This is a genomic window from Jannaschia sp. Os4 (assembly GCF_016820245.1).
Classification (GTDB): Bacteria; Pseudomonadota; Alphaproteobacteria; order Rhodobacterales; family Rhodobacteraceae; genus Jannaschia.
Genome location: NZ_JAFCAR010000001.1, coordinates 712,167 through 730,139, shown reverse-complemented (window position 1 = coordinate 730,139; position 17,973 = coordinate 712,167). Strand labels below are relative to the sequence as shown.

Below are 17,973 nucleotides of genomic sequence, written 5' to 3'. Positions count from 1 at the left end.
CGCGTCAGGCGCGGACCAGCTTCTCGTAGGACTGGCTCATGTCCTTCGCCAGCGCGCCGACCTCGAAGCTGTAGTCGCCGATCTTCCCGACCGGCGTCACCTCCGCTGCCGTGCCGGTCAGCCAGCACTGCTCGAAGCCCTCCAGCTCCTCGGGCATGATGTGGCGCTCGTGGACCTTGATCTGGCGGTCCTCCAGCATCCCGATCACGGTCTGCCGCGTGATGCCGTTGAGGAAGCAGTCGGGCGTGGGCGTGTGCACCTCGCCGTCCTTGACGAAGAACACGTTGGCGCCCGTCGCCTCGGCCACGTAGCCGCGATAGTCGAACATCAGCGCGTCCGAGCAGCCCTTCGCCTCGGCGGCATGCTTGGACATCGTGCAGATCATGTAGAGGCCCGCCGCCTTGGCGTGGGACGGCGCGGTCTCGGGCGAGGGGCGCTTCCACTTCGCGATGTCGAGCTTGGCGCCGCGCATCTTGGCGTCGCCGTAGTAGTCGCCCCATGCCCACGTCGCGATGGCCAGCCGGACGGGGTTGCGCGCGCTCGAGACGCCCATGTCCTCGCCCGCGCCGCGGAAGGCCAGCGCCCGCACGTAGGCGTCCGACAGGCCGTTGGCCTTCATCGTCTCGTACTTGGCGGCCTCGATCTCGTCGACGGTCCACGGGATCTCGAAGTCCAGCTCGCGGGCCGAGAAGTGGAGCCGCTCCGAATGCCTGCGGCTCTCGAAGATGGTGCCCCCGTAGGCCCGCTCGCCCTCGAACACGGCGGAGGCGTAGTGCATGGCGTGCGTAAGCAAGTGGACGTTGGCCTCGGACCATTCGACCAACTTGCCGTCCATCCAGATCTTGCCATCCATCTCGGCGTAGTTCCCGGCCATGCCCACCTCCGTTCGTTGCGTGGATCGGTCCGGTTCGGACACGATGTTGCGTAGAAATCGGCCGTCGCTACCTATTCGGTGTTGGTATGTCAACAATGCTGACGTATCCCCGACCGGAGGGGGATTCCACGATGGATGACGGGCGCGGGGCGGATCTGCTGTTCCTGACGGATGTGCAGCTCAGGCGGGGGATCGAGGCGATGTTCTTCGCCTACCGGGGGTTCACCGCCGATCCGGACCGGATCCTCGAGGAGCGGGGATACGGCAGGGCGCATCACCGGGCGCTGCACTTCATCGGGCGGCAGCCGGGGCTGAACGTGGCGGCGCTGCTGGCGATCCTCGGGGTGACGAAGCAGTCGCTGAACCGGGTGCTGCGGACGCTGCAGGAGGACGGGCTGGTCGAGAGCCGGGTGGGCCGGGCGGACCGGCGGCAGCGGCTGCTGACGCTGACCGAGGACGGGGCCGCGCTGGAGCGGCGGCTGTCGGACGCGCAGCGCGCGCGGATGCGGCAGGCCTTCCGCGAGGCGGGGCCGGAGGCGGTGGCCGGCTTCCGCGCGGTGCTGGAGCGGATGATGGACCCGGAGATGCGTCGCCTCTACGCTCGCGGCGTGGGCGAGGAGACGGAGACCCGATGAGCGACATGCAAGCCCACGTGCTGCTGGTCGACGACGACGAGCGCATCCGCGACCTGCTGCGGAAGTTCCTGCAGCGCAACGGCTACCTCGTGACGGCGGCGCGGGACGCCGCGCACGCCCGCAAGATCCTGACGGGGCTGGACTTCGACATCGTCGTCCTCGACGTGATGATGCCGGGCGAGGACGGGATCACCTTCTGCCAGACCCTGCGCGAGACGTCCTCGGTGCCCGTCCTGCTGCTGACCGCGAAGTCCGAGACCTCGGACCGCATCGCGGGGCTGGAGGCGGGCGCGGACGACTACCTGCCCAAGCCGTTCGAGCCGAAGGAGCTGCTCTTGCGGCTCAAGGCGATCCTGCGGCGCGCGCCGTCCTCGCCCGAGGCGCAGCCCACCGCGCTGCAGCTGGGGCCGCTGCGCTACGACCTCGAGCGGGGCGAGCTGTGGGCCGGGTCGGAGGCGGTGCGGCTGACGGCGACGGAACAGGCCCTGATGCGGGTGCTGTCGACCTCGCCGCACGAGCCGGTCAGCCGCGGCGACCTGATCGAGCGGCTGGGGCGCGGGCAGGAGGACACGGGCGAGCGGGCGATCGACGTGCAGATCACGCGGCTGCGGCGCAAGCTGGAGCGCGACCCGAAGCAGCCCCGCTACCTCCAGACGGTGCGGGGCGAGGGCTACATGCTGGCGCCGGATTGAGGCGCGGTCTTCACGGAATTCACGTGCCGGACGAGCCGTTCTTCACGGTTCGTACGATGATCTCCGCCGAGATTCGGCCTGTCCCGGCGCGGACGGCGCCTTGGGATGCTGCACTGCGGCGCGAACGATGGGGACGGATCGGACCCATTCGGCCCGCGATGCCTTCCGAGAGGTTAACCGCCGGAGTCCCGTCCTTCGGATTGGGTCAGCGGCGCAGACCCTTTCCAGTGGAGCGTCTCGGGGCTTGACCGGCGGGCCGTTCGGCATCCGGGGCGCCGCGGAACGGCGCCCCGCCGCCCTTCGGTCGGTCCCGCGAGATATCTCGGCCAAGACGAGGCGGCGGGGCGCGGGAAGATAGTGCGTCGGCGGAGCGGGCGCGCTAGCCACCGGCCATGACCACCGCGCTGATCTCCCACCCCGCCGCCGCCGACCACCTGATGCCGCCGGGCCACCCCGAGCAGGTCGCCCGCCACGCCGCCGTGATGCGCGCCTTGGACGGCATGGACCTGATGCGGGTGGAGGCCGTGGAGGCCGGGGACGCGGCGCTGCTGCGCTGCCATCCGCAGCGCTACCTCGACCGGCTGACGGCGGCGTCGCCCGAAGACGGCTTCGCGCAGCTGGACGCGGACACGTGGCTGTCGCCCGGGACGCTGCGCGCGGCGCGGCTGGCGGTGGGGGGCGCGGTGCAGGGGGTGGACCTCGTGATGGCGGGCGAGGCGGACAACGCCTTCGTCGCCATGCGCCCGCCGGGGCACCATGCGGAGCGGGAGACGCCGATGGGGTTCTGCCTGTTCGGCACGGTGGCCATCGCCGCCAAGCACGCGCTGGAGCATCACGGGCTGGAGCGGGTCGCGGTGGTCGACTTCGACGTCCACCACGGGAACGGGACGCAGGACCTGCTGTGGGACGAGGCGCGCGCGCTCTTCGTCAGCACGCACCAGTCGCCGCTCTGGCCCGGCACGGGCGCGTCGTCGGAGCGCGGCGCGCACGACACCATCGTCAACCGGGTGCTGCCGCCGGGGTCCGACGGTGCCGCGTTGCGCGCGGCGATGGAGGGGGTGCTGCCACGGCTGCGGGACTTCGCGCCCGAACTGGTGCTGATCTCGGCGGGGTTCGACGCCCATGCGGACGACCCGCTGGCCCAACTGGAGTGGGACGAGGGGGACTTCGTCTGGATCACCCGCGAACTGATGAAGCTGGCGCGGGAGAGCGCGGGCGGACGGGTGGTCTCGTGCCTCGAAGGGGGCTATGACCTCGACGCCTTGGGGGCCTCGGCGGCCGCCCATGTCGCCACGCTGATGGAGGGTGCATGACCGACGCGATCCAAGAGATGACCTTCGAGGACGCGATCGCGGAATTGGAGGCGGTCGTGGCAAGGCTGGAGGGCGGCGAGGTGCCGCTGGACGAGTCCATCCAACTGTATAAGCGGGGAGCTGTTCTTCGAGCCCGTTGCAACGAGCTGCTAAGTGCGGCCGAAGAGCAAGTGGACGTCATCACGCGGGACGCCAAGGGGCGTGCCACCGGTTCCGAGCCCGCCGGAGACCTGTAGATGCGCGACGCGCTGGAGGCGGCGCGGGTCGAGGTGCAGGCGGCGTTGGACGACCTGCTCGGGCCGCGGGACGGCGAGGTCGCCGCCGCCATGCGCTACGCGGTGGCGGGCGGCAAGCGGGTGCGAGGGTTCCTCGCGCTGGAGGCGGCGTCGCTGTTCGGCGTGCCGCGGTCGCGTGCGGTGCGGGCGGCCTGCGCCATCGAATGCGTCCACGCCTATTCCTTGGTCCATGACGACCTGCCCGCGATGGACGACGACGATCTGCGGCGGGGGCAGCCGACGGTCCACGTGAGATGGGACGAGGCGACCGCCGTGCTGGCCGGGGACGCGCTGCAGACGGTGGCCTTCGAGACGCTGGCCGACCCGGCGACCCATCCGGACGGGGCGGTGCGGGCCGACCTGTGCCTGTGGCTGGCGCGCGACGCGGGCGGGCGCGGCATGGTGCGGGGGCAGGAGCTGGACATCGCCGCCGAGACCGGGGGGCTGGCCGACGAGGCGGGGATCGTGGAGATCCAGCGGCTGAAGACCGGGCGCCTGCTGGAGTGGCCGTGCCGGGCGGGCGCGCTGCTCGGGGGGGCGGACCCCGCGCCGCTGGTCGCCTATGCCGAGGCCGTGGGTCTGGCGTTCCAGATCAAGGACGACCTCTTGGACGTGGAGGGGGACGCCGCCCTCGTGGGCAAGGCGGTGGCCAAGGACGCCGCGGCGGGCAAGGCGACCTTCGTCGATCTGCTGGGCGCCGAGGGGGCGCGGGCGCGCGCCGTCAGCTTGGTGGAACAGGCTAAGTTGTCGCTTTTGCCTTACGGGGACGCTGCGGCTAACCTCGCGGCGATGGCGGACTACATCGTCCACCGGGACCGCTAGGGGGCAGACATGCGACCGCAGACGCCGACGTTGGACCGGGTGGCCGGGCCGGCCGACCTGAAGGGGATGGACGGGGCCGCGCTGCGCCGGGTGGCGGACGAGCTGCGCGCCGAGACGATCTGGGCGGTGAGCCAGGTCGGGGGCCACTTGGGTGCGGGGCTGGGCGTGGTCGAGCTGACCGTCGCGCTGCACGCGGTGTTCGACACGCCGCGCGACAAGCTGGTCTGGGACGTGTCGCACCAGTGCTATCCGCACAAGATCCTGACGGGGCGGCGGGACCGGATGGGGACCCTGCGCCAGAAGGACGGGCTGTCGGGCTTCACCAAGCGGACGGAGTCGCCCTACGACCCGTTCGGGGCGGCGCATTCGTCGACGTCGATCTCGGCGGCGCTGGGCTTCGCGATGGCGCGGGAGCTGGGGCAGGACACGGGCGACGCGATCGCGGTGATCGGGGACGGCGCGCTGACCGGGGGAATGGCGTTCGAGGCGCTCAACCACGCGGGGCACCTGAAGAAGCGGCTGATCGTGATCCTGAACGACAACGAGATGAGCATCGCGCCGCCGGTGGGGGCGATGTCGTCCTACCTGTCGCGGCTCTATGCGGGGGCGCCGTTCCAGGACCTGAAGGCGGCCGCCAAGGAGGCGGTGTCGCACCTGCCGCTGCCGCTGCAGGAGGGGGCGAAGCGGGCGAAGGAGATGCTCAAGGGCGTGACCGTGGGGGGCACGCTGTTCGAGGAGCTGGGCTTCTCCTACGTGGGGCCGATCGACGGGCACGACATGGACCAGCTGCTCGCGGTGCTGCGCACGGTGAAGGTGCGGGCGGACGGACCGATCCTGATCCACGCGATCACCAAGAAGGGGAAGGGCTTCCGGCCCGCCGAGGGCTCCGCCGACCGGGGCCACGCGCGGGGCAAGTTCGACCCGGTGTCGGGCGCGGTGGTCAAGGCGCCGAACGCGGCGGCCCAGCCGAATGCGCCGTCCTACACCAAGGTGTTCGCCGAGGCGCTGATCTCCGAGGCCGAGCGCGACGACCGGATCGTCGCGGTGACGGCGGCGATGCCGGACGGGACGGGGCTGGACCTGTTCGGGGCGCGGTTCCCGAACCGGACGTTCGACGTGGGCATCGCCGAGCAGCACGGCGTGACGTTCTGCGCGGGCATGGCGGCGGGCGGGATGAAGCCGTTTGCGGCGATCTACTCGACCTTCCTGCAGCGCGGCTACGACCAGATCGTGCACGACGTGGCGTTGCAGAACCTGCCCGTCCGCTTCGCCATCGACCGGGCGGGGCTGGTGGGGCAGGACGGGGCGACCCATGCGGGCTCCTACGACATCGCCTACCTGTCGAACCTGCCGAACTTCGTGGTGATGGCCGCCGCCGACGAGGCGGAGCTGGTCCACATGGTCGCCACGGCGGTGGCGCGCGACGACGGGCCGACGGCGTTCCGCTACCCGCGCGGCGCGGGCGTGGGCGTCGAGATGCCCGAGCGCGGGGTGCCGCTGGAGATCGGGCGCGGCCGGATGGTCCACGAGGGGGAGCGCGTGGCGATCCTGTCCTTCGGGGCCCGGCTGGCCGAGGTGGAGCGCGCGCGCGAGGCGCTGATGGCGCGGGGCGTGTCGCCCACGGTGGCGGACGCGCGCTTCGCCAAGCCCTTGGACCGCGACCTGATCCTGCGGCTGGCGGCGGAGCACGAGGCGCTGATCACCGTGGAGGAGGGCGCCGTGGGCGGCTTCGGCAGCCACGTGGCGCAGCTCTTGGCCACCGAGGGCGTGTTCGACGACGGGCTGAAGTTCCGCTCGATGGTGCTGCCCGACTGGTTCATCGACCAAGGCGCGCCCGTCGAGATGTACGAGGCGGCGGGGCTTCAGGCGGCGGACATCGAGCGGCTGGCGCTGGAGGTGCTGGGCGTCGAGGTGCTGGAGGCGCGGCGGGAGGCGTGAGGGTGATGGGGTGAAACCCCATCCCACGGGGTTGCGGCGGCGCCCCGCGCGTGGCCCCATCGGATCATGCCGGTTCCCGACTATCAGACGATGATGCGCCCCGTCCTGCAGGCCTTCGCGGACGGAGCGACCTCCGTGCCGGAGGCGCTGCCTGCCGTGGCGCGGACGCTCGGCCTGTCCGAAGCTGACATGGCCGAGACCGTTCCGAGCGGACGGAAGACCCTGCTCTATGATCGTGCCCACTGGGCACGCACCCACATGGGCAAGGCTGGCCTGCTCGAAAGTCCGAGACGCGGCGTCCACCACATCACCGCGCGCGGGCGCGAGATGCTGGCCTTGGGCGAACGGATCGACCTCACCGCTCTGAGACGGTTCGAGGAGTTCGAGGCGTGGCTCTCCGAGAGCCGCGCCCGCTCCGCCACGCCTGCCTCCGCGCCCGACGCGGGACGGTCCCCGGACCCGGTCGAGGACGCCCCGCCCGAGGAGGTGATGGAGGACGCGATGCGATCGCTGCGCGCGGTGCTGCGCGAGGAGGTCGCGGCGGCGGTCCTGTCGCTCACGCCGCTGCGGTTCGAGGGGCTGATCGTCGATCTGCTCTTGGCGATGGGCTACGGCGGGGGCGACCCGCGGATGGGGGAGCGTCTGGGCCGCTCGGGCGACGGCGGCATCGACGGCGTGGTCAACGAGGACCCGCTGGGCCTCGACGCGGTCTACGTGCAGGCCAAGCGCTACGCGCCGGAGAACAAGGTCGGACGCCCCGCCCTGCAGGCCTTCGTCGGCTCGCTGACCGGCGAGGGCGCGTCCAAGGGCGTGTTCGTCACCACCTCCGGCTTCTCGCGGGAGGCGGTGGACTACGTGGACCGGGTGCAGCACCGGATCGTCCTGATCGACGGGGCCCGCTTGGCGGACCTCATGATCCTGCACGGGGTCGGCGTCCGGGAGCGGCGCGTCCACGTGGTGAAGGGCGTGGACGAGGACTACTTCGCGGACGGCTGAAGGCCCCGGAGACGCGAAACCCCGCGAGGGCCGTGAGGCTGTCGCGGGGCTCTGACGTGATGGGCGCGGATCGCGCGCCCGACGGGCGAGAGATGCGGCCCGGCGGGGCGTGCGTCAAGGCGGACCTTGACCCCTTGGCCCGACGTCATAAGAACAAAAACAGAACATTATGCCGATTCCGCCGCCCCTCCGAACCGCCCTCTCCGAGGAGCGGCTGTCGACCTATCGCCGCGCGGCGGGGTGGGACGAGGCGCGCGCGCTGCGGCTCTACCTGTGGAACGCGGAGATGGGGGCCGCCTTCCTGCCGCTGCTCGGCGCGGCGGAGGTGGCGCTGCGCAACGCGGTGGAGCGGCGGCTGGCGGGGGCGTTCGGCGCGGACTGGTGGGAGGCGGAGCCGTTCCTCGACCTGCTCGGGGCGCCGGGGGCCGGGACGTTGCGACGGGCCGTGCGGCGGGTGCGGACGGACGGGGCGGTGGCACGGGGGCGGCTGGTCGCGGACCTGTCCTTCGGGTTCTGGGCGACCATGCTGGCGGAGAAGTACGACGGCCTGTGGTCCGATCCCCGTGCGAGCTTTCCGGGGCTGCCGGACGGGGTCGGACGGGCGGGGCTGGATGCGGCGGCGCAGGACGTGCGGGCGCTGCGGAACCGGGTGTCGCATCACGAGCCGCTGGTCCGGCGCGACCTGTCGCGGGACTACGGGCGGGCGATGGACCTGCTGCGCTGGACGGCGCCGGAGGTGGCGGCGTGGCTGCGACCGGAGCTGCGGGTGATGCGGCTGCTGCGGGAGAAGCCGTAGGGCGGAGCGCCTGCGCGATACGACCGCGCAGCGGTCCGCGCATCGCCGGGCCGCCCCCCGGCCCGGCGATCGGTCTGTCGTGGGCGAGACGTGGGGGCGTCGTGCGGGGGTGAGGGATAAACCGCGGCGCTGTGGGGTCGGGTCGCCGCGCCACGGCCCTGCGATGCGCTCCGGCGGGCTAGCCGGGCGTCCCGACCACGAATCGCAGCCGCCGCCGGAGCGCGGCCATGTCCGCCGGGTCGTCCTGCGCGTGGATCGCGGCATGGCAGGTGGGGCAGAGGATGGCGACGTCCTCGGTCCCGGGCCGCGCGGTGGGGGTCAGGAGGTGGACCTCCGTGACCGGGTCCGCCGTTCCGGCGTAGGCCAGCCGCCCGTCGAGGCCGCAGGCGGCGCAGGCGTGGCCGTGCGCCGTGAAGGCCATGCGGCGGACGTGGGGGGCGGACTCGACCCGCTCGGCCAAGGCGGCGCGGGGGTCGGCCACGAGTTCGGGCGGCAGGAGGCCCCCGCGCGCGATCAGGTCGGCGTAGGCGGCGAGCAGGGCATGGAGGTCGGCATGGAGCGCGGCGTCGGAGAGGTCGGGGAGCGCGTAGGTGCGCCCGAAGCAGTGCGACGCCTCGTAGCCACGCGGGAGCGTCGACGTGCCGCCGAGGTCGATGGGGCCCGCGTCGAACCGCGCCGCGTGGTCGGGGAGGCGGTCGCGCACGTCCGCCGCGCGGCGGCGCAGGACGGCGCGGCCGCGCGCCTCGCCGAAGGCGCGGGTGACGGCCTCGGAGCCGATGGCCAGCGACAGGGTGGCGGTGGCGCGTTCGGGCGAGAGCAGCAGCACCACGTAGAAGCCGCGCTGGGCCGAGGTGGTGATCAGCTCGTCGAACCACGCGAGCCACGGCACCTGCGCCCATGCGCGGCCCCGCCCGGCGGAGGCGCGGACGCGGTGGTGGGAGGCGGCGGCCTCGGCCCCGGCGGCGCGCCACTCCTCGCGGATCAGGGCGGCGAGCGGGCTGTCGGAGAGGGGGCGCCCGGCCTCGTGCGGGTGGCGGAGCAGGATCTCGGCGGTGGTGTCGGCGAGGGACGGCATCGCCCGAAGGTGGGTCAGCGGCCGTCCCGGTCCAGCCGCGCCTCGATGGCCTTGAGGCGGTCGAGCACCTCGTCGCGGTAGGCGTCGGTCGCCTCGGCCTCCTCCGCGCCGTGGGCGTCCTGCATGGAGTTCACGATCAGGCCCACCAGCAGGTTCACCACCGCGAAGGTGGTGGCGAGGATGAAGGGCACGAAGAAGGCCCACGCCCACGGGTGGATCTCCATGATCGGGCGCACGATCCCCATCGACCACGATTCCAGCGTCATGATCTGGAACAGCGAGTAGGCCGAGCGGCCGATGTCGCCGAACCACTCGGGGTGGGTGGCGGCGAAGAACTTCGTCGCCATGACGGAGGCCATGTAGAAGATCAGCGCCATCAGGAGGAACACACTCGCCATGCCGGGCAGCGCGGAGAAGAACCCCTCGACCACGCGGCGCAGGCGGGGGAAGGCGCTGACCAGCCGCAGGACGCGCAGGATGCGCAGCGCGCGCAGCACCGACAGGCCGCCGTTGCCGGGGATGTAGGCGACCGCGACGACGATCAGGTCGAACCAGTTCCAGCCCGAGCGGAAGAAGCGGGGGCCGTGGGCCGCGATCTTGAGCGCCAGCTCGGCGGTGAAGATCGACAGGCAGACGAGGTCTATCAGGAGGATGAGGCCGCCGGCCGCGCGCATGGCGGCGGGGACGGTCTCGAGGCCGAGGGTGATCGCGTTGACCACGATCACCGCGACGATGAAGCGGTTGAAGGCGTCCGAGGACACGAAGGCGCGGAGGGTGTTCATCGGGTGAAGGCGGCCACGAGTTCGACATGGGGCGACCAGCGGAACTGGTCCACGACGGCGATTGGTCCCATCCGGTAGCCCGCGTCAACCAGCGCGCCCGCGTCGCGGGCGAAGGTCGCGGGGTTGCACGAGACGTGGGCGATGGTGGGCACGCCGGAGGCGGCGAGGCGGGCGATCTGGGCCTGCGCGCCCGCGCGGGGCGGGTCGATGACGACGGCGTCGTAGGGGGTGAGTTCGGCCTCGGTCAGGGGGTCGCGGAAGAGGTCGCGGGCGGTGGCGGTCACGGGCTTGAGCGTGGGCGCGGTGGCGGCCCCGTCGCGCAGCGCGGCGACGAGGGCGCGGTCGCCGTCGTAGGCGTCGACGTGGGCCGCCGAGGCCAGGGGCAGCGCGAAGGTGCCGCAGCCCGCGAAGAGGTCGGCGATGCGGGACGCGCCGCCGACGGCGCGGCGGACGGCGGCGAGGAGGGCGGCCTCGCCGTGGTCGGTGGCTTGGAGGAAGGCGCCGGGCGGCGGGGTGACGGTGGCCGCGCCCATGCGGCGGGACGGCGCGCGGGCGAGGAGGAGCGGCTCGCCGTTCCACGTGACGCGGGCGAGGTCGAGCGCCGCGACTTCGCCGAGCAGGTCGGGGGTGGCGGGCTTGGCGTCGGTGACGACGAGGTCGAGCCCCGGGTCGCTCCACGTGACGTGCAGGCCCACGGTGCCGCCCCGCGTCGCGGCGAGGCGGGCGACGGCCTCCAGCACGGGCAGGCGTTCGACGATCTGCGGCAGGAGCAGGGTGCAGCCGGGGATGGCGACCACCTCCTCGGACCGGCGGACGTGGAAGCCGACCACGGCGCCCTTCTTGGTGCGCCGCCCGGTCAGCGCGGCGCGGCGGCGCGAGGCGGGGGGCGAGGTGGCGGTGCCCGCGACCTCGGCGTCGAGGCCGCGCTGGGCGAGGGCCGCGCGGACGCGCTCGGCCTTCCACGCGGCGACGAAGGGGTCGGACGCGTGCTGGAGCGCGCAGCCGCCGCAGCGCTTGAAGTGGGGACAAGGCGGGGCCACGCGGTCGGGCGAGGGGGTGATGATGCGCGGCGCGTCGAGGCGCTCCTCGACCGCCTCGCCCTCCACGACCTCGCCCGGCAGGGTCCGCGCGACGAAGGTGCCGTCCCCGGCCACGCCGTCGCCGCCCGCGCCCAGCCTCTCGATCCTCAGCATCCCGCCCTCTTCGATGTTCCCGAAATACTCCGGGGGTCCGGGGGCGGAGCCCCCGCCGGGTCGGGCCGGAGGCCCGAGACGCTATTCCGCCGCCACGGCGTCCTCGTCCAGCCCGAGGAAGCCGCCCGACTGCCGCTCCCAGTAGCGGGCGTAGAGGCCGCCCTGCGCGAGCAGGTCGCGGTGGGTGCCCTCCTCGACGATGCGCCCTTCGTCCATCACAACGATCCGGTCCATCCGCGCGATGGTCGACAGGCGGTGGGCGATGGCGAGCACGGTCTTGCCGTCCATCACACGCTCCAGCGCGGTCTGGATCGCCGCCTCGACCTCGCTGTCGAGCGCCGACGTCGCCTCGTCCAGCACCAGCACGGGCGCGTCCTTGAGGATGGCGCGGGCGAGCGCGATGCGCTGGCGCTGGCCGCCCGAGAGCTTGACGCCGCGCTCGCCCAGATGCGCGTCGTAGCCGGTGCGGCCCTTGCCGTCGCGCAAGGAGAGGATGAAGTCGTGCGCCTCGGCGCGCTTCGCCGCCTCGACCATCTCGGCCTCGGAGGCGTCGGGGCGCCCGTAGAGGATGTTCTCGCGCGCGGAGCGGTTGAACATCGCCGTCTCCTGCGTGACGAGCGCGATCTGGCGGCGAAGGGAGTCCTGCGTCACCGCGCGGACGTCGTGGCCGTCCAGCGTCACGCGGCCCCCCTCGACGTCGTAGAGGCGCAGCAGCGCGGAGACGACGGTGGACTTGCCCGCGCCCGAGGCGCCCACGAGGCCCACCTTCTCGCCCGGCGCGATGGTCAGGGCGAGGTCGCGGATCCCGCCGCCGTCGGCGCGCCCGTAGGTGAAGGTCACGTCCTCGAAGGCGATGCGCCCCTCGACCGGCGGCAGGTCCGCCGCGTCCGGCGCGTCGGTCAGGTCGTGGAGGCGGGCGAGCGTGTTCATGCCGTCCTCCACCTCGCCGATGTTGGAGTAGAGGGCCATGAGCGTGAAGCTGACCCAGCCGGTCATCTGGCTGAGGCGGAAGGCGACCGCGCCCGCGGCGGCGATGTCGCCGGGGGTCGCTTGTCCGGCGGACCACATCCAGACGGTGCCGCCGATCATGATGATCGGCAGCAGGCCCGCGACGAACATCAGCACGAAGCGGAACAGCGACGACAGCCGCCCGAAGGACAGCGAGCGGTCGCGCAGGCCCGACATGGAGTCGAGCGCGGCGCGGTCCTCGTGCGCGGCGTGGCCGAAGAGCTTGACGGTCTTGATGTTGGTGACCGTGTCCACGACCTGCCCGGTGACCATCGCGCGGGCGCTCGCGCGGGCCTTGGAGCGTTCGCGGATGCGCGGCATGAACCAGCGGAACATCGCGGCGTAGAGCCCGATCCAGACGGTCATGGCGGCGGCGATGCGCCAGTCGATGGCGAGCATCAGGATGGCCGAGCCGATCAGCGAGGCGGAGGCGAAGGCGACGACGTTGATCGTCTCCATCGTGACCTCGGTCATGGCGCGGGCGGTCTGCATCTGCTTGGCTGCGATCCGGCCCGCGAAGTCGTCGTCGAAGAAGCCGACCGACTGGCCCATCGTGTGGCGGTGCAGGCGCGACTGGACCAGCGGGTAGACGTTGGGCGCCACGCCGATGCCCGACAGCGCGGCGGAGGCGCCGAAGATGCCGGGGCGCAGCAGCAGGTAGAAGCCGAGGAAGGCCGCGAGCAGGCCGAGGTTGCGTCCGAGGTAGCCCGAGGACGGGTCCGCCGCGCTGTCGATGACGGCGCCCAGCAGGAAGGCGGTGACGATCTCGGTGGTGCCGGCGAGGGCCGAGGCGACGAAGGCCACGACCAGCAGCGGCGTGGCGCCCGACAGGCCCCAGCGGAAGAAGGCGAGCAGGTCGCGCGGCGGGGGGCCGGAGGCCTCCGCGAAGGGCGGGACCGCCGCCGCGATGCGGTCGGCGAGGGGGCGGAGGATGGGGGGCATGGGGGTCATCTAGGCGGGCCGGGCCGAAGGCCCAACGGGTGAGGCGGAAAACGGCGCGGGCGAGGATGCTTCGAGCGAAGCGCCCGTGCGATACGGCCGCGCCAGCGGCCCGCGCATCGCCGGGCCGCCCGACGGCACGGCGATCCCTTTCCGTTGGCGCGACGCCAAAGCGTCGTGCGGGGGTGAGGGATAAATCGCTCTGTGGTGGGGTCGGGTCGCCATGCCACGGCCCAGCGATGCGCTCCCGGCGAACGTCGTCCCGGACCGGGTCTGGGATACGCCCTACTCCGCCGCCGCCGTCCCGATGAACCCGCCCGACTGGCGCGCCCAGAACGACGCGTAGAGGCCGCCCGCCGCGAGGAGCGCGTCGTGCGTCCCTTCCTCGGCCACGCGCCCGTCGTCGATCACCACGATGCGGTCGAGCGCCGCGATGGTCGAGAGGCGGTGGGCGATGGCGATGACGGTCTTGCCCTCCATCATGCCGTAGAGCGTGTCCTGGATCGCGGCCTCCACCTCGCTGTCCAGGGCGGAGGTCGCCTCGTCGAGCACGAGGATCGGCGCGTCCTTGAGGATGACGCGGGCCAAGGCGATGCGCTGGCGCTGGCCGCCGGAGAGCTTGACGCCCCGCTCGCCGACCTGCGCGGCGTAGCCCGTGCGGCCCTCGCCGTCCTGGAGGTCGAGGATGAACTCGTGGGCCTGCGCCTGCCGGGCCGCGCGCTCCACCTCCGCGTCGGTGGCCGAGGCGCGGCCGTAGCGGATGTTGTCCATGACGGAGCGGTGCAGCAGGGACGAGTCCTGCTGCACCATGCCGATGGCGTGGCGGAGCGACGTCTGCGTCACCTGCGTGATGTCCTGCCCGTCGATGCGGATCGTGCCGCCTTCGGGGTCGTAGAAGCGCAGGAGCAGCTTCACGAGGGTGGACTTGCCCGCCCCTGAGCGGCCGACGACGCCGACCTTCTCGCCCGGCGCGATGCGGAGGGTGACGCCGTCGAGGCCGCCCTGCGTGCCGCCATAGTGGTGGGAGACGTCCTCGAAGGCGATGCGGCCGTCGGTGAGGGCGAGAGGCTTCGCGGCGGGCGCGTCGCGCAGGGATATGGGCTGGGCGATGGTCTCCATCCCCTCGGCGACGACGCCGAGCGAGCGGAAGAAGGTCGAGAGCGCCCACATGATCCAGCCGGTCATCGCGTTGAGGCGCAGGACGAGCGCGGCCGCCGCCGCCACCGCGCCGACGCTGGCCGTGCCGCCCGCCCAGAGCAGGATGGCCCAGCCGACCACGGCCACGATGAGGAAGCCGTTGAGCGCCACGAGGCAGATGTCCATCACGGTGAAGATCCGCATCTCGCGCCCGAAGGTGGTGCGGGTCTTCTCGATGGCCTCCTTGGCGTAGCGCAGTTCCTCCCCCTCGTGGGCGAAGAGCTTGACGGAGTGGACGTTGGTGTAGGCGTCGACCACGCGGCCCGTTGTCATGCTCCGCGCGTCCGACGACGCCTTCGACGCCGGGCCGACGCGGCGCATCGTCCAGCGCACGAGGAGGCCGTAGAGCACGAGCCACGCGGCCAGCGGGATGGCCAGCCGCGGGTCGGCGCCCCAGAGCAGGATCGCGGCGCCCACGAGGTAGGCCAGCGCGAAGGTGATCGCGTCGAACACTTGGAAGATCGCGTCGCCGGCCGCCGTCGGCGTCTGCATGATGCGGTTGGCGATGCGGCCCGCGAAGTCGTCCTCGAACCAGCCGACGGACTGGCGCAGCACGTGGGAATGGGCGCGCCAGCGGAACATGGCGCCCATCTGCGGCAGCACCGCGTTGTTCAGGAGCAGGACGTCGATGGCCTGCGTCGCGGGGCGCAGCAGCAGGATGAAGAGGGCGGCGAGCGTGAGCTCCAGCCCGTGCTCGGCCAGCACGGTCGCCGGATCGGCGGTGCCGAGCAGGTCCACGACCCGGCCCATGTACCAGATCAGCCCGATCTCGACGAAGGCCACGACGACGGAGACGGCCGCCGTGACGCCGAAGAGGCGGTGGAAGGGGCGCGTCCACGTCCGCAGGAACGGCCAAAGCTTGGCCGGGGGCGTGTCGTCTGTCTGGTCGACATAGGGGTCGACCAAGCTCTCGAAGAACCGGAACATCCGGGGCCCTCGTGCGGATAAGGATTTCCCCGGAGGGGTCAGGCCCCCACCCTCAGGCGAGGAAGATCGCGGCGGCGGAGAGCGCCAGCGCGAAGGCCATAACAAGCGTGAACGCGCGCCACGCCGCCGGGGTTCCCAGCAGGTAGCGCAGGAGTTGCCCCGCCACCGTCCAGAAGGTGCAGACGAAGAGGTTGATGCCGCCGAAGGCCGACGCGACGCGCGCCGCCTCCCACGCGGGGGCGAGGTCGGAGCCGTAGCCGGAGGTGGCGGCCAGCGCCACGGCCCAGACCTTGGGGTTCACCCATTGGAAGAGGACGGCCTCGACGAGCGTGAAGGGGCGGTCGCGCCCCTCGGCGGCGCGGCCCCGCGAGCGGGCGAGGGTCCACGCCATCCAGAGGATCCACGCGGCGGAGATCGTCTTGAGGGCCCACTCCAGCGCGGGGACGGCGAGGAGGAGCGCGCCGATGCCCAGCGACGTGGCGGCCGAGGTGATGGCGACGCCCAGCGCGATGCCCGCGATGTGGGGGATCGTGCGGCGCAGGCCGAAGCGCGCGCCGGAGGTGGTGACGAGGATCACGTTCGGGCCGGGGGTGAAGAGGCCGGCGAAGACGAAGAGGTAGAGGGGGTCGATCACGGGCGCCATACGCCCCCGCCTTGCGCGGGGGCCTCCGGCGCGGTCGGCGCGCCGCTCTGCGGTGATGCGATGGACTGGGGAGCGAGGCCCCCGCGCGTGGGCAGGGGCGCCCTAGCCACGGGTGGCCTCCAGAAGCGTCGGTCGATCCATCCGGCCTTCCGCCGCGAGCCATGCGGCCTTGGCGCGGGCGAGCGCCGCGCCGACCTCGGGGCCCTGCAGGTCGGGCAGGTCGCGAGCGCGCAGGGGGAAGGTCGCGTCGGCCCCCGCGCGGGCGGCGTCGAGGCCCGCGACCGGCATCCCGAGGGAGGCGGCGCGGACGAGGAGGGCGCCGCGCGCCGTCTCGAACCCGTGGGCGTGGCCCAAGGCGAAGGGGGCCGCGTCGTCGCGGATCGCGGCGAGGCGCTTGGCCTCGGCGCGGGACAGGCGCAGGCCGGCGGGGTCGCCGCCCAGCACGGCGAGGCGGCGCAGCCAGTCGGGCGCGAGGCCCTCCTCCAGATGCACGAGCACGGCGAGCGCGGCCCATTCCGCGCCGGGCAGGACGCGCCAGAGTACGCCGGAATGGCCCATGCTGGCGACGGCGGGCGCGGGGTCGGGGGCGGCGAGGAGGCGGCGCATCTCGTGGCCCACGCGCTCGCGCGACAGGCGGTCGATCCCGTCGGCGAGTTCCGCGCAGGCGGCGAGGCCGTCCGCGTCGAGATCGGCCCCGTACCACGCGTTGAAGCGGAAGAAGCGCAGGATGCGGAGGTAGTCCTCGCGGATGCGGTTCTCGGGCGTGCCGATGAAACGGACGTGTCGGGCCTCCAAGTCGGGAAGGCCGCCCACGGGGTCGGTCACGGCGCCGCGCCGGTCGGCGTAGAGGGCGTTCATCGTGAAGTCGCGGCGGCGCGCGTCCTCGGACAGGTCGTCGGCGAAGGCCACCACGGCGCGGCGCCCGTCGGTCTCGACGTCGCGGCGGTAGGTGGTGACCTCGTAGGGCGCGCCGTCCACCACGAGCGTCACGGTGCCGTGGTCGATGCCGGTGGGTACGGCGCGCAGGCCCGCCGTCTCGGCCAAGGCGATGACCCGCTCGGGGCGGGCGTCGGTGGTCAGGTCGATGTCGTGGACGGGCACGCCCAGCAGCGCATCGCGGACGCAGCCGCCGACCGCGTGGGCCGCGTGGCCCCCGTCCTCCAGCAGCGCCATGACCCGTTGGGTCGGCTCGGCCTCAAGCCAGTGCCACACGGTCCGCCAGCCCCCTAAGTATCCGCGCCGTCGCGCCCCAGACGTAGTAGGGGCCCCACGGCACGGCATAGTAGCTGCGGGACGCCCCGCGCCAGCGGCGGGATTCCACGGAGAACATGGCGGGGTCGAGGAGGTGCGCGGCGGGCACGGTGAACACCTCGGCCACCTCGCCCGGCTCGGGGGCGGGATCGAACGGCTCGATCAGGGCGGCGACGGGGGTGACGGTGAAGCCGGTGACCGTCTCGTGGCAGGACAGGCGGCCGAGGAGGGTGGCGCCGGGCAGACCGGTCTCCTCGCGGGCCTCGCGCAGGGCAGCCTGCTCGACGGTCTCGCCGGGCTCCAGCTTGCCGCCCGGGAAGGCGATCTGGCCGGGGTGGTGCTTGAGATGCGACGCGCGCTTGGTCAGCAGGATGCGCGGGCCGTCCGGGGCGTCGAGGACGGGGACGAGGACCGCGGCGTCGCGCAAGGTCCGGCGTCCGGGGAGGACGACGTCGGGGTTGAGGTCGAAATCGGAGGAGGGGGCGCCGGGCGTGGTGACGGCGGCGGCGATGGCGGCGGCGGTCAGCATTGGCGGATGCCCCGCCCCCGTGCCGGGGCATGGCGACCTTTCGGCGATCGGCCCGCACGGGCGGAGGGGGACGCCCCCGCGCGGGGCG

17 protein-coding genes are annotated in these 17,973 nt (G+C 73.0%); 8 read left to right on the top strand and 9 right to left on the bottom strand.

Annotation, left to right across the window (positions count from 1 at the left end):
* Positions 1 to 4: 4 nt before the first annotated feature.
* Complete coding sequence (locus JQC91_RS03760; RefSeq protein WP_203285417.1) at positions 5 to 874, bottom strand: branched-chain amino acid aminotransferase; 870 nt, start codon at positions 872 to 874, stop codon at positions 5 to 7.
* 131 nt (positions 875 to 1,005) lie between these two features.
* On the opposite strand from JQC91_RS03760, the gene JQC91_RS03755 reads away from it, so the two are divergent.
* From JQC91_RS03755 to JQC91_RS03720, 8 genes are all read left to right on the top strand, one after another.
* A complete protein-coding gene (locus tag JQC91_RS03755) occupies positions 1,006 to 1,509 on the top strand; it encodes a MarR family transcriptional regulator (protein ID WP_203285416.1) in 504 nt (167 codons plus the stop codon).
* Positions 1,506 to 2,201, top strand: coding sequence for a response regulator (locus JQC91_RS03750; protein ID WP_203285415.1), 696 nt, complete (start codon positions 1,506 to 1,508; stop codon positions 2,199 to 2,201). The genes JQC91_RS03755 and JQC91_RS03750 overlap by 4 nt, the downstream gene beginning before the upstream one ends.
* A gap of 392 nt (positions 2,202 to 2,593) precedes the next feature.
* On the top strand, positions 2,594 to 3,514 hold the full coding sequence (locus JQC91_RS03745; RefSeq protein ID WP_203285414.1) for a histone deacetylase family protein: 921 nt from the start codon (positions 2,594 to 2,596) through the stop codon (positions 3,512 to 3,514).
* The gene (locus tag JQC91_RS03740; protein WP_203285413.1) at positions 3,511 to 3,750 is read left to right on the top strand and encodes an exodeoxyribonuclease VII small subunit; all 240 of its coding nucleotides are present in this window, start codon (positions 3,511 to 3,513) and stop codon (positions 3,748 to 3,750) included. Before JQC91_RS03745 ends, JQC91_RS03740 begins: the two co-directional genes overlap by 4 nt.
* A complete protein-coding gene (locus JQC91_RS03735) occupies positions 3,751 to 4,611 on the top strand; it encodes a polyprenyl synthetase family protein (protein ID WP_203285412.1) in 861 nt (286 codons plus the stop codon).
* A 9-nt stretch (positions 4,612 to 4,620) separates the two neighbouring features.
* Positions 4,621 to 6,549 (top strand): 1-deoxy-D-xylulose-5-phosphate synthase, encoded by a 1,929-nt coding sequence (gene dxs, locus JQC91_RS03730; protein WP_203285411.1) that lies wholly within the window; start codon positions 4,621 to 4,623, stop codon positions 6,547 to 6,549.
* A 66-nt stretch (positions 6,550 to 6,615) separates the two neighbouring features.
* Complete coding sequence (locus JQC91_RS03725; protein ID WP_203285410.1) at positions 6,616 to 7,545, top strand: restriction endonuclease; 930 nt, start codon at positions 6,616 to 6,618, stop codon at positions 7,543 to 7,545.
* Positions 7,546 to 7,714: 169 nt separating this feature from the next.
* Entirely contained in the window at positions 7,715 to 8,341 is a 627-nt protein-coding gene (locus JQC91_RS03720) for a hypothetical protein (RefSeq protein WP_203285409.1), read from the top strand.
* A 178-nt stretch (positions 8,342 to 8,519) separates the two neighbouring features.
* On the opposite strand, the gene JQC91_RS03715 is transcribed toward JQC91_RS03720, so the two are convergent.
* The 8 genes from JQC91_RS03715 to JQC91_RS03680 form a co-directional block, all read right to left on the bottom strand.
* Complete coding sequence (locus tag JQC91_RS03715; protein ID WP_203285408.1) at positions 8,520 to 9,416, bottom strand: DUF3578 domain-containing protein; 897 nt, start codon at positions 9,414 to 9,416, stop codon at positions 8,520 to 8,522.
* 14 nt (positions 9,417 to 9,430) lie between these two features.
* On the bottom strand, positions 9,431 to 10,198 hold the full coding sequence (locus JQC91_RS03710) for an ion transporter (RefSeq protein ID WP_203285407.1): 768 nt from the start codon (positions 10,196 to 10,198) through the stop codon (positions 9,431 to 9,433).
* Complete coding sequence (locus JQC91_RS03705) at positions 10,195 to 11,391, bottom strand: class I SAM-dependent RNA methyltransferase (RefSeq protein WP_203285406.1); 1,197 nt, start codon at positions 11,389 to 11,391, stop codon at positions 10,195 to 10,197. Before JQC91_RS03705 ends, JQC91_RS03710 begins: the two co-directional genes overlap by 4 nt.
* A gap of 81 nt (positions 11,392 to 11,472) precedes the next feature.
* Complete coding sequence (locus JQC91_RS03700) at positions 11,473 to 13,341, bottom strand: ABC transporter ATP-binding protein (RefSeq protein WP_203285405.1); 1,869 nt, start codon at positions 13,339 to 13,341, stop codon at positions 11,473 to 11,475.
* Between the two features lie 282 nt (positions 13,342 to 13,623).
* Positions 13,624 to 15,462 carry an ABC transporter ATP-binding protein gene (locus JQC91_RS03695; protein ID WP_203285404.1) on the bottom strand — a complete coding sequence of 613 codons (1,839 nt, stop codon included), beginning with the start codon at positions 15,460 to 15,462 and terminating at the stop codon, positions 13,624 to 13,626.
* Positions 15,463 to 15,514: 52 nt separating this feature from the next.
* A complete protein-coding gene (locus JQC91_RS03690; protein WP_203285403.1) occupies positions 15,515 to 16,105 on the bottom strand; it encodes a LysE family translocator in 591 nt (196 codons plus the stop codon).
* Positions 16,106 to 16,207: 102 nt separating this feature from the next.
* The gene (locus tag JQC91_RS03685) at positions 16,208 to 17,278 is read right to left on the bottom strand and encodes a CCA tRNA nucleotidyltransferase (protein ID WP_238941315.1); all 1,071 of its coding nucleotides are present in this window, start codon (positions 17,276 to 17,278) and stop codon (positions 16,208 to 16,210) included.
* Between the two features lie 22 nt (positions 17,279 to 17,300).
* On the bottom strand, positions 17,301 to 17,885 hold the full coding sequence (locus JQC91_RS03680; RefSeq protein WP_203285401.1) for a CoA pyrophosphatase: 585 nt from the start codon (positions 17,883 to 17,885) through the stop codon (positions 17,301 to 17,303).
* Positions 17,886 to 17,973 lie beyond the last annotated feature (88 nt).

Coding starts and splice junctions, on each gene's coding strand:
- JQC91_RS03750 (WP_203285415.1), top strand. CDS start 1,506: ATGAGCGACATGCAAGCCCACGTGCTGCTGGTCGACGACGACGAGCGC.
- JQC91_RS03700 (WP_203285405.1), bottom strand. CDS start 13,341: ATGCCCCCCATCCTCCGCCCCCTCGCCGACCGCATCGCGGCGGCGGTC.
- JQC91_RS03680 (WP_203285401.1), bottom strand. CDS start 17,885: ATGCTGACCGCCGCCGCCATCGCCGCCGCCGTCACCACGCCCGGCGCC.
- JQC91_RS03705 (WP_203285406.1), bottom strand. CDS start 11,391: ATGCTGAGGATCGAGAGGCTGGGCGCGGGCGGCGACGGCGTGGCCGGG.
- JQC91_RS03755 (WP_203285416.1), top strand. CDS start 1,006: ATGGATGACGGGCGCGGGGCGGATCTGCTGTTCCTGACGGATGTGCAG.
- JQC91_RS03685 (WP_238941315.1), bottom strand. CDS start 17,278: ATGGCGCTGCTGGAGGACGGGGGCCACGCGGCCCACGCGGTCGGCGGC.
- JQC91_RS03725 (WP_203285410.1), top strand. CDS start 6,616: ATGCCGGTTCCCGACTATCAGACGATGATGCGCCCCGTCCTGCAGGCC.
- JQC91_RS03760 (WP_203285417.1), bottom strand. CDS start 874: ATGGCCGGGAACTACGCCGAGATGGATGGCAAGATCTGGATGGACGGC.
- JQC91_RS03690 (WP_203285403.1), bottom strand. CDS start 16,105: ATGGCGCCCGTGATCGACCCCCTCTACCTCTTCGTCTTCGCCGGCCTC.
- dxs (WP_203285411.1), top strand. CDS start 4,621: ATGCGACCGCAGACGCCGACGTTGGACCGGGTGGCCGGGCCGGCCGAC.
- JQC91_RS03695 (WP_203285404.1), bottom strand. CDS start 15,462: ATGTTCCGGTTCTTCGAGAGCTTGGTCGACCCCTATGTCGACCAGACA.
- JQC91_RS03720 (WP_203285409.1), top strand. CDS start 7,715: ATGCCGATTCCGCCGCCCCTCCGAACCGCCCTCTCCGAGGAGCGGCTG.
- JQC91_RS03710 (WP_203285407.1), bottom strand. CDS start 10,198: ATGAACACCCTCCGCGCCTTCGTGTCCTCGGACGCCTTCAACCGCTTC.
- JQC91_RS03740 (WP_203285413.1), top strand. CDS start 3,511: ATGACCGACGCGATCCAAGAGATGACCTTCGAGGACGCGATCGCGGAA.
- JQC91_RS03735 (WP_203285412.1), top strand. CDS start 3,751: ATGCGCGACGCGCTGGAGGCGGCGCGGGTCGAGGTGCAGGCGGCGTTG.
- JQC91_RS03745 (WP_203285414.1), top strand. CDS start 2,594: ATGACCACCGCGCTGATCTCCCACCCCGCCGCCGCCGACCACCTGATG.
- JQC91_RS03715 (WP_203285408.1), bottom strand. CDS start 9,416: ATGCCGTCCCTCGCCGACACCACCGCCGAGATCCTGCTCCGCCACCCG.